The organism is Protofrankia sp. CiT1, assembly GCF_917627335.1.
GTDB lineage: Bacteria > Actinomycetota > Actinomycetes > Frankiales > Frankiaceae > Protofrankia.
Genome location: NZ_CAKJTP010000125.1, coordinates 1263 through 10587, shown reverse-complemented (window position 1 = coordinate 10587; position 9325 = coordinate 1263). Strand labels below are relative to the sequence as shown.

7 protein-coding genes and 1 pseudogene are annotated in these 9325 nt (G+C 66.9%); 3 read left to right on the top strand and 5 right to left on the bottom strand.

From position 1 onward, the window contains the following. The 4 genes from MJ785_RS16805 to MJ785_RS16790 form a co-directional block, all read right to left on the bottom strand. A partial coding sequence (locus tag MJ785_RS16805) for a DUF4397 domain-containing protein (protein WP_239381705.1) occupies nucleotides 1–910 on the bottom strand: 910 nt, incomplete at its 3' end. Further along, the gene (locus MJ785_RS16800; RefSeq protein ID WP_239381703.1) at nucleotides 910–1770 is read right to left on the bottom strand and encodes a hypothetical protein; all 861 of its coding nucleotides are present in this window, start codon (nucleotides 1768–1770) and stop codon (nucleotides 910–912) included. The genes MJ785_RS16800 and MJ785_RS16805, both read right to left, overlap by 1 nt. Before the next feature lie 26 nt (nucleotides 1771–1796). Beyond that, nucleotides 1797–3164, bottom strand: coding sequence for a hypothetical protein (locus tag MJ785_RS16795; protein ID WP_239381701.1), 1368 nt, complete (start codon nucleotides 3162–3164; stop codon nucleotides 1797–1799). Nucleotides 3165–3221: 57 nt separating this feature from the next. Then, nucleotides 3222–3983 (bottom strand): hypothetical protein, encoded by a 762-nt coding sequence (locus tag MJ785_RS16790; RefSeq protein WP_239381699.1) that lies wholly within the window; start codon nucleotides 3981–3983, stop codon nucleotides 3222–3224. An 844-nt stretch (nucleotides 3984–4827) separates the two neighbouring features. Here MJ785_RS16790 and MJ785_RS22345 point away from each other — a divergent pair. From MJ785_RS22345 to MJ785_RS16780, 3 genes and pseudogenes are all read left to right on the top strand, one after another. Beyond that, nucleotides 4828–5616 (top strand): annotated as a pseudogene (locus tag MJ785_RS22345) (serine/threonine-protein kinase); the annotation flags it as partial. Between the two features lie 243 nt (nucleotides 5617–5859). Next, on the top strand, nucleotides 5860–7119 hold the full coding sequence (locus MJ785_RS16785; RefSeq protein ID WP_239381697.1) for a WD40 repeat domain-containing protein: 1260 nt from the start codon (nucleotides 5860–5862) through the stop codon (nucleotides 7117–7119). 542 nt (nucleotides 7120–7661) lie between these two features. Next, complete coding sequence (locus tag MJ785_RS16780) at nucleotides 7662–8777, top strand: hypothetical protein (RefSeq protein WP_239381695.1); 1116 nt, start codon at nucleotides 7662–7664, stop codon at nucleotides 8775–8777. Nucleotides 8778–8819: 42 nt separating this feature from the next. Here the strand turns inward: MJ785_RS16780 and MJ785_RS16775 are convergent. Then, the coding region (locus MJ785_RS16775; protein WP_239309918.1) for a hypothetical protein at nucleotides 8820–9325 on the bottom strand (506 nt) is incomplete at its 5' end.

The following is a 9325-nucleotide window of genomic DNA, read 5'->3' as shown; positions in this document are numbered from 1 at the left end:
GCCCATCAGGAGGCCCATCGGAGAGCCCATGCGAAAGCCGTTCGGGGAGCCCGGCGGACAGGCCGTTCGGCCCGGTCCGGACGGGGCCGGTGGGCACGACCGCCGGCCCGCGGGCATCCATGGTGAAGAAGGCCGCGGGCAGGTGATCCCCGGATCCACCGGTAACGATCACACTGCCGACGGCGCCCGGGGTGAGCGCGACATCGTCGATGCTGAGGAGGTCCGTCTGCCTGCCGGGGTGGCGCAGGCCGACGGTGGTCGTTGTCGCGGGGATCGAGACAAAAGCCGAGGCCTGCCCCGGGTCGGCGGACTCGGTCTGCCTGCCGGGTGCGGCCACGAGGACGAACCGAAGATCGTCCCATGACTTTCCAGCAGCGGCGTCCGGGGTGGTCGCATTGATCAGTCGGATGCTGGAGAGGCCGCTGGCATCCGGGCCGACTCCGGGCGCGGTGAAGCTGTCCTGGACGGGTACCACAGCGAGATCGGCGGCATCGCCGGTGATGATGAGGCTGACTGAGCCGCCTCCGGGGATGGTGACCGCGGGTGCCGCGGGCGTTGCCCCGGTCCGAACGGCAGTCATGGAGATCGTGCCGGCCGGGACCCGCTTGTATTCCGAAACCCCTTTGTACTCGAGCTGGATGGCTTCCGGAAGCGCGGGTGAGGTCACCCGCAGTGTTCCGCCGGGGGAGGCGTCCACGACGCGCAGATAGCCGTGCGCCCCGGCCGCCCCTGCCGCCCCGGCGGCGGCTTCGGAAGCGGGTGCCGGGGCGGCCGGGGCGGCATTCGACCGGCCGGTGCTGGCCAGCACCGAGGCCAGCAGCAGGCCTACCGCCAGCGCCAGGGCACGCCGCAGCGCCGCCGCGACAACCGGGCCGGGCCCGGCGGAGCGGTGCCCCGTCAAGATTCGCATCAGGCACCTTCCGTGGTCTTGCCGTAGGCGGTCAGCCGACCGCCGGCCCGCGTCACATACGTGCGCCAGAAGTCCTCGAGGCGGCGCAGGCGGGACGGGTCGAAGTCCACCCCGGCTCCGGCACCGACCATCCGTACGTCCACCCCGGTCAACGTGGCGATCAGCGAGTCGCGGCCGAGCTGGTCGAGCAGGCTGGTGATGTCGGCCGGTTCAAGCTCGGAGGTGGCCAGGTTGAACGGACGCCGGGTGGATACCGCGTCGGTGAACACGGTCAGTTCCCGCGGCGTGTTCGGCCGGGCCGAGAGCGTTTTACCGGCGCCTACCAGCGCGCCGAACAGGTCGGTCCGCTGCCTGTCCCGACCGGTGGCGCAATTGATCAGTTCCGCGGTCCTGGTTTCGGCCTGTCTGCTCAGCTGGGCCGTTTGCGCGTCGTCGTACAGCTTGTTGTCCCTGGGATGGGCCGGTACGAGATCGACGGCGACGGACGGGCAGACGCTCGCCTGCGAGTTCTCGGTCGCCACGTCCGCGCTGAAGGAACCGCCGGCGCAGCCCGTGATGACACTCGCGACGCCCGTCTTATACTGATCGATCACTTTTTGGTCAATACTTGCCGATACATCGATGACGAGCGCGCACATCCGTCGCTGCCGCGGCGAGGCGGATGACCCGCCGCATGCCGCCAGGGGGAGCAGGGCCGCGATCCCCACCGCCGCGACAATGCGCCACCTGCCGTCGAACGCATAGGGCGTCCGCAATGCCCGCAATGCCCGGAGTACCTGGCTGTAGGTACGCCTGATGCCCGCGGTGACCGTTGGGGTTCTCTTCTCCATCATTTTCTCCGTCGTTGTTGTGTCGGGCATGTGGTACCGACGGATGAGCCGGCGCATCAGTGCGGGCCTTCGCGAGGCCCGGTGTTGTCAGAATGTTGATCAAAATGGCTTTTCCCATTGGGGGAGGCTGAGGGGGAGGGTGATGAGGGGCCACCTGAAGCCGGGGAGTCGGCCGGCTTGGTCGGGGCCTGTTCCTCGGCCGGCTCTGGAGCGCCCGGCGACCGGAACTCCGGCGCGGGATAGTCCTCGTAGGGGATCTCCGCCAGCGCGGCCGCCCGCTCAGGGTCCATGGCGGCGCCGTTGACCATGGAGTCGCGGTAGGCGTCGCGTACCCGTCCGATGTTCGCGGCTTCGCGCTGGGCGAGGTACTCGGTTGCCCGGTTCTCCGCCTGCGCGGCGGCCTCGGCTATCCGTAGCCGTCGCGTTGCCCAGGCATGCCGCAGCCGTGCGAACCGGCGCCAGGCCTTTGATCTGCGCAACGCCCAGGCAGCCCCGCGCACGGTCGCCGCCCGCGGGTCGTGGAGCTGGTACTCGAAGAAGGCGACCGCGAAGGTGAAGGCGACCTGAAGCGACAGGAACATGCAGAATGCGCCGGTCTTGTCTACGCCAACCTTGATGTTGTCTGCCCGCAGTAGGTCGGCGTCGGCGACGAAGGTCTGCGCGCGCACGAGCGCTACGAAGACGTTCATGGCTACGAGCACGGTCGTGCCGTTCCAGACGAACAGGTCGCGAGGGCGCTGAAGCCATCCAGCCGGTTCGTCAGGTTGCCCGGCCGACTGGTGCTGCCGCGTGTGCCGGCCGAGGCCTGCCTCGGCCGTGACCGGTTCGAGCCGCTTTTCCTTCAGATGCCGGGCGATCGCTGTGGCAATGAGCAGCCCGGCGCCTACGACTGTCACAACCAGGAAGTAGGTGATCCAGTAGGACTGACCAAGGATGTCGAGGGTCGGCTTGAGCGCGACCGCCTCACCGATGATGATCGAACCGGCGATGACGAGGCGGAGCAGCGCCTGGCCGGGCAGATGCGCCAGCAGCCGCCGCCAGCTGTCCGGCCCGCTCTTCGACGCCTCCCAGGCATTGGTGAGCGTTGTCTCGGCGTCGGTGACGGCCTGGTCGTGATCGGCCATCGACTGCTTGAGGACGTCCATCCGGACTACCGCTCGGATGACCCGTTTCTTCCTGTTGAGCCACGCGAACGCGTATCCCGCTCCGAGATCGCCAGCGATGATTTTGTTGTGACTGGCGAACGCCCGCTCGTAAGGGGTCCGGGTGCCGCCGACCTCGGCGTCGGGGAAGTTGGCCGCCGCGTCCCGGGCGCCGGCTTCCCGGGCCTCCCGGATCCACCGGTTGATGTTCTTGGTCCGATTGTCGGCCTTCAACGGACGGTAGCGGCGAATGGCCGAGCCACGTGTCCAGAAAAGACCCATGTCATGCCTTCCTTATCGGCTGCGCGGATTCGTTCGCCACTGGCTGCGGGGCCGTGCTCACTGGATGGGGGCCACGGTCGCCGCGGCGCGGGTGCGCCGGGGACGAAGGTCCGCGAGCCAGGCCGGTTCATTGATCTCAGGCTGCGGCCATGCCGCCGCGAGGACCGGCGCTTGTTCACCGCGGACCCGCAGGTTCGCCGCGCGGTAGACCTCGATGTACTGGAGGCAGAACGATGACACGGCCATCGCCTGGGCGACCGCGCGGTCAGCCGTCACCTCCCGTTGCTTGCGTAGTTCCGCGAGTTGCTCTCGGGCGGTGTCCAGCCGCTGGCGGGTAGCGTCCCGTTTCGAGCGGCCTGTCGCGGCCCGCCGGTTCGCGCGGGCTGTTTCGTCGTCACAGGTACGCGGCTGTTTCGGCGTGAGGTGGAGACGTTCCTTCTCCGTGTTCATCGGGAGTTCGCTGGTCAACCGCGCGACCAGGGCTTCCAGCCGGGCGATGCCGGTGTCAATGCCGTCGAGGGCAGCCAGGGCCTCGACCCCGAGCGCGTGGTGTGAGCGCGCGGCCAGCGCCGTGATTTCCCTGATCGCCGGTGTCGACCACGCCTGTGGATCGGCACTCCAGCTGACCGGGTCCGTGTCGTGGGCTGTGCCCGGCGCGGGCTTGGCCTGTGGCAGCGGGACAGCGGGCGTCGGCAGGCCGACACGGCCGTCCCGCCGGCCTCGCAACCACATCCTGAAGCGGGTGCGCCGGCTTGGTCCGATCAGGATCGAACCCGATACGGCGTGGACGTCGCGGACGCGACCGAGGCGACGCTTCATCTCGGCAGGAGCTCCTTGAGCTGGAAGAATCGTTCGGAGAAAAGGGGGCAGCGCGCACCCGCGGCCCGTCGTGGTGTTCCAGGAGGCGGCGCGTCCGCGGGCGCGGAAACGTTTCCAGCCATGTCTGACGGACGGCGCGGTCTGCTGGGCCGTGCGGTCTGCTGGGCCGTGCGGTCTGACGGACGGCGTATGAGCGCCGCGCTGGTTTCACTCAGTCGGACTGTGGTGCGTCCGTTGTTCGTTGGCGTCCGTCAGGACAGGATGGAAACCGTGCGGGCGGGTGCGCCACCGATCACGGTACTTTAAGAGCGCCCGAGGATAGGACTGTCCGGCTCGCGGCTCCCCGCATCCCGCCCGGCCGCGTTGTCGTCAGTCGGCGCCCACCACCAGGGCGCCTTCCTCCGCCGCCTTGCCGGACCGGGCACGGATGAGCCGCTCACTGATCGAACGCCCTATCCTCGGGCGCTCTAAGTGATCACGTCCAGGCTCGCTGACCGCTCTGTTGAACATGGACCGGGCCAGTCGATGGGACCTTCTTGGCTGGCCAGCAAACAAAGAGAATCCCACATGGCAACCCCCCGTAAGTTGTGCTCGGAGCGTAGACCACAGATGTCGCCGTGCCGAGGGCAGTCGGCCCGGCGTTGGGGAAACGATGATAAACCGTGTTCGGAAAGGCCGCCCGTAGGATGCGGCGCCTGGGCAGGGTAGGGTGCCCACTCATTAGAACGTCCGGCACGGGGGGTGAACGGATGCGGCTTGTTGGCGTGCGCTGGCGGATGCTACGCGACCGCTCGAATTTCGGCGCTGCGCGGACCGTCGACGGTCCGGCGAGTGGGGTTTCAGTGTGAGCGGCCAACACTTTCTCGGCGGCGCGCGTGAGCCGCTGCGGCCGGAGGACCCGGAAACGATAGGCGGCTATCGTCTGCGTGGCCGGCTCGGCGAGGGTGGTATGGGCGTCGTTTATCTGGCTGAGGATGAAAACGGCACATCGGTGGCGCTCAAAACCATACTACCCCGACATCGGGGTTCGGGTGGATGGCGGTTCCGGGCAAGATTTCGGCGTGAGATTAAGAACGCAAGCCGCGTCAGAAGCCCTTACACACCAGCTGTGCTAGCCCATGGGAGTGATCGGGACTCTGGCGATCCTTACATGGTCACCGAGTTCATCAACGGGCCGAATTTGAACGATTGCGGAATTCTCCTCGCTCCTCCCGAGCTACGGCGGCTCGCGCACAATCTGTTAGTTGCTATTGACGCTCTCCATGAGATCGGAATCGTGCACCGTGATATCAAGCCGTCGAATATCGTATTGTCACCAGGGGGTCCTTATCTGATCGACCTGGGAATTTCCAAATCGGTTGACGACTCGACCATCACGAGTGTTGGAGAACGGCCGGGGACCCCGACGACAATGGCGCCTGAGCAGTGGGCTGGAAAAAATGTGGGGAAGCCGTGTGACGTATGGGCTTGGGCCTGTGTGGTGGTCAAGGCCGCTACCGGGCGTTATCCTTTCGCTGAGCCAGGGCTGACTGACCGAAACGATGAGCCTTACCTGGGTGCCTTGCGGCAGCCGTTGCGCGGCCTGGTCAGGCAGGCATTACAGACGGAACCGAGTGCGCGGCCTCTGGTCAGGACCCTGCTAAAAGATCTTAGTAGTATCGGGGCCGCGGCGGACCCACATGACATGCCCACCGAGGTCCGACAGCTGGAACGGCTGTCAGATCAACGCCCGCGATCCCGGCCCCTGCCCCGGCCCCGAGCCCGATCCCGGTCTCGGCCTCGGCGCGGGAAAGGGCTGGGCTTCGTCGCCGGGTACGCGTGCGTACTGGCTTTGATCGCCGGGGTCGTGCTCGCATCGCTGCGAGGAAAGACGACTGTGTCGCCACCGCCGACCGCTTGTGCGGCTGCCACCTGGGACGGTCTGGCAGGGCGGGCACAGCACCCGGCGAATACGGCCGACCGGGTGCGGGAAACGGCGAACAAGCTGCGTGCGAGCAATCCGGATCTTGCTCGTAAGCTGGATCTTGTCACCTATCGCCTCGCGCCGTCACCCGCTTCCTGCGCCGGCCTCGTCCGTTACAGTTTTGTCGCCGGTTCCGCCGCTGTCGGCGTGGACGACGCGACCAGAGTCGCGTTGAGCCCGGATGGTCGGCAGCTGGCGGTGGCCAGCGTCAACACCGTCCGAATTTTCAGCCTTGCCGAGCTCGCCGCGCCGCGAGAAATCCTCTCCCCGCTGCATGTCGATGCGTCGAACGAACGAATTTTCCGCCTTGCCTTCGGAGCGGACGGCCGGACGCTGGTCGCCGGGACCCTGAAGTCCGTTTTTTTGTGGGATCTCGCCGGGCTGTCGCAACCCCGTATGATTTCTTCAGCCGATCCGCGGACCGCCGCGGATGTCTCCGGACTTGCTGTCGGTACATGGTCGGAGGATGGCACACCGGTACCGGCCGTTGCGCTTGCCCGGGGCACCCGGATCGAACTATGGAAGACCGGCTACGGCTCTTCGTGGGTAGACCCCCTGGACCAGCGAACAGCCACGACAAGTGTCGCGTTGAGCCCGGATGCTCGACGACTGGCTGGCGGGGGCAAAAACGGTGTCGTCCTGCTGTGGACCCACGACGCTGTGGACAAGCCGGTGTCGCTGGTTTTGGACGAGGCTGAGGCGGTCACCAGTCTCGCCTTCAGCCGGGACGGGGAAAGAATTGCTACGGGAACCGTTTCTGGAAAGTTTACGATATGGGATCTCACGGATTCCACAGATCCTGCGGCCAGGATCAGCAAGCATCTTTTTCGTGGTCAGGACGGAGAGATCGACAGCGTCATGTTCGGTGGGCGTGACACGGTGGTGGTCGCGGGGAACAGCGCGGGAGCAATTCGCCTGTGGGATGTCAGCGGCATGGCGGAACCGACATCGCTGGGATTCCTGGATGTCCGGGGGAGCGGCGGCGCGGGCCTCGCGACCAGCGCGGATGGTCTGCTGCTCGCGACGGCGGTACGCGGCGGCGGCGTTCAGCTGTGGAATCTCGATCCGGTCGCGATCGCGGCCAGGCTGTGCAAGGACAAGGCCGCCCGGATCACGGACGAAGAATGGGCGGCGAACCTTCCCGGTGAGCCCGTCCAGGCTTCATGCCCATGAACGTGGCGGGGAAGCGACCGGGGGCGGTCGGCTGTGGATGCGTGATGGCCCGGGTGCCGCTGCGCTGGACGTCTCCAAGGCCTCGCCTGCTGGGACGGCTTGCTTCCAGTCGATTACCAGTTTCAGTTGCGTACTCTACGCACGGTATTGCGCCGACGGCTACCCCCGTGGATGCCGCGTTTCGGTGCCCTCTACTCTGGTCTGTTCTCCATCTTGATGATCACAGGGGGATAAGTGAAGATCAAAATCGGAGGCCTGTGGGGAAGGGGCTTGATAGATGCCCCAGACCGGCAGGTAGCTCAAGGCGATCCGTCAGGTATTCAGCCGGTGTTGACAGCCCTTTCATGCTTCCCGTACGTTTCGTCCACGGCCAGCGCACGTAGCGCGTGGCCCAGGTCGGGTACTGCCCGACTGATGACCAGGATCTTTTCGATCTCGGTCCCCTGTGAAGCATCCAGGCCTTCTGGGTGCTGTGGCGTCTATATGGCGTCGAGTTGCCGTCGTTCCATCTGTGGTTCGGCATGCCCATCACAGGAGGACCGATGAGCACCCTGACCATCGCCGACATCGCAAGCGCGAACGACGAGATTGCGTTCCTGGCCTTTTCGGAGTTTGTCGGCCCGCCGTTGTGGGCGCAGGTGGTCCGCGGTGTTCACCGTGCCAAGCCTGGCACCTGCGCCTGCTGCCCTGAGCGCACGCCGCTGTTCAGCGTCACCGACGTGTCCACCGAACCGCTGTGCCACCGCTGCATGAAGCTGTGGACGGACCACCTCATGAGCGGCTTTCGGGTGTTGCGTCAGGCGCTTGCCGGCCAGGTGCCGACGGTGTCACCCCGTAGCCACAACGCGGGCCAGGAGATCCGTGAATGGCGCGTCATTTGTGATCATATTCTCGCCCCTGATGCCGAGCTGGAGGACGCTTCAGCCGTTGGCGCCATGCTGCGCGATTTCGTGCCCCGCGAGGCGAGCCCGGCCGGGCTCGGCTGGCTGCGCGCCGCCTGGGCACAGCTCATCCATTACCCGACCGCTGGGCGGATCGTGCCGACCGTGCGCCGGGAATCGGCCGACGAACGTGGCCTGCCGACCCGTCCGGAGACGGCAATCGGCAAGGCCGTGTGGGCCGCGCCGTTGCGCGTTGATCTGGTCAGCCGAGACATCCTCATCGAGTTTCTGCTGGGAATTCGTGATGAGATCACCGACCCGTACTCCCTGCCGTCCATGGAACTGAAGTTCGGGCTTACGGCAGTTGAGGTGGCCGAGCGGCTCCAGCGTTCTCTCGCGCTGCTGCGCCAGCACAACCGCGATTTCTACGAGCGGGCCGTGGCCGTGCCCCTGGCGCGGACCGCGCCTGGCGAGATCTCCGGTGGGCACATGCCATCCCCGGAGGACATCTGGGTGGCAGCAGCGGACGCGAGTGTTCCACGGAACGCGATCATCGTCGAGCTTCGGTCCAACCCGGATGTGGTCGGGGCACTGCGGGCGATCGTCGACGCCGCGTACGGCAAGGGGCGCGATGTCGTCGCGGTCGTCCGGCGGCAGTTGCGGTTGGACACCGAGCACGCCTGGGCTGAGGTCACCCGGCTTGTTCGTCTCGTTGCCGCGGCGGGCGTCGGTTGGGTCGACCTCCTGCTCCGCGGCCTCGATGGGCGGGCGGCGTGATGCCGGCGCCGATGTCGACAATGATGCTGATGTCGACAATGGTCAGGATGCCGGCAGCGCGGCCCATGCTTCCAACAGTTCCGCAAGATCATGTGCTTGGGCCGTGGACAGCACCACGCTTCGTGTGGCGGGGTCGCCGGCACGGAGCTGGTCGTGGTCCGTAGCCTGGGAGACGATCTCGATGCGGATCCCGTCGTCCACCGCGGTGGCCCGGACCGACCGCGGTGCGTCCGATGTTCCCGGTGCCGGCGGTGGATCTGTGATCTTTCTGCGGCCGGCGATCCGCAGCAGCTCAAGATGTTCGAACGCGGCCGTTCCGTTGGTGCGCAACAAGGCCGCGACCCGGGTGCCGACCGGCTGCTCCGGCCGATCGGTCCAGGTCAGCCGCAGTGGGGGAGGGCGGCCGTCATCGAGTTCGAGAATCGCCTGTGCGCCGGCCAGCCGCAGGGTGGCAGGCCCGAAACTGCCCCGCAGGTGCCGGGACGCGGACGGGACGCCGGCCAGCGCCGCCAGCACACTCGCCTCTGCGCCCATCCGCCCTCCCCCCT

What these genes read in the sequence shown, in the direction of transcription:
- MJ785_RS16790 (WP_239381699.1), bottom strand. Translation starts at nt 3,983, where the DNA reads ATGAAGCGTCGCCTCGGTCGCGTCCGCGACGTCCACGCCGTATCGGGT.
- MJ785_RS16800 (WP_239381703.1), bottom strand. Translation starts at nt 1,770, where the DNA reads ATGCCCGACACAACAACGACGGAGAAAATGATGGAGAAGAGAACCCCA.
- MJ785_RS16795 (WP_239381701.1), bottom strand. Translation starts at nt 3,164, where the DNA reads ATGGGTCTTTTCTGGACACGTGGCTCGGCCATTCGCCGCTACCGTCCG.
- MJ785_RS16780 (WP_239381695.1), top strand. Translation starts at nt 7,662, where the DNA reads ATGAGCACCCTGACCATCGCCGACATCGCAAGCGCGAACGACGAGATT.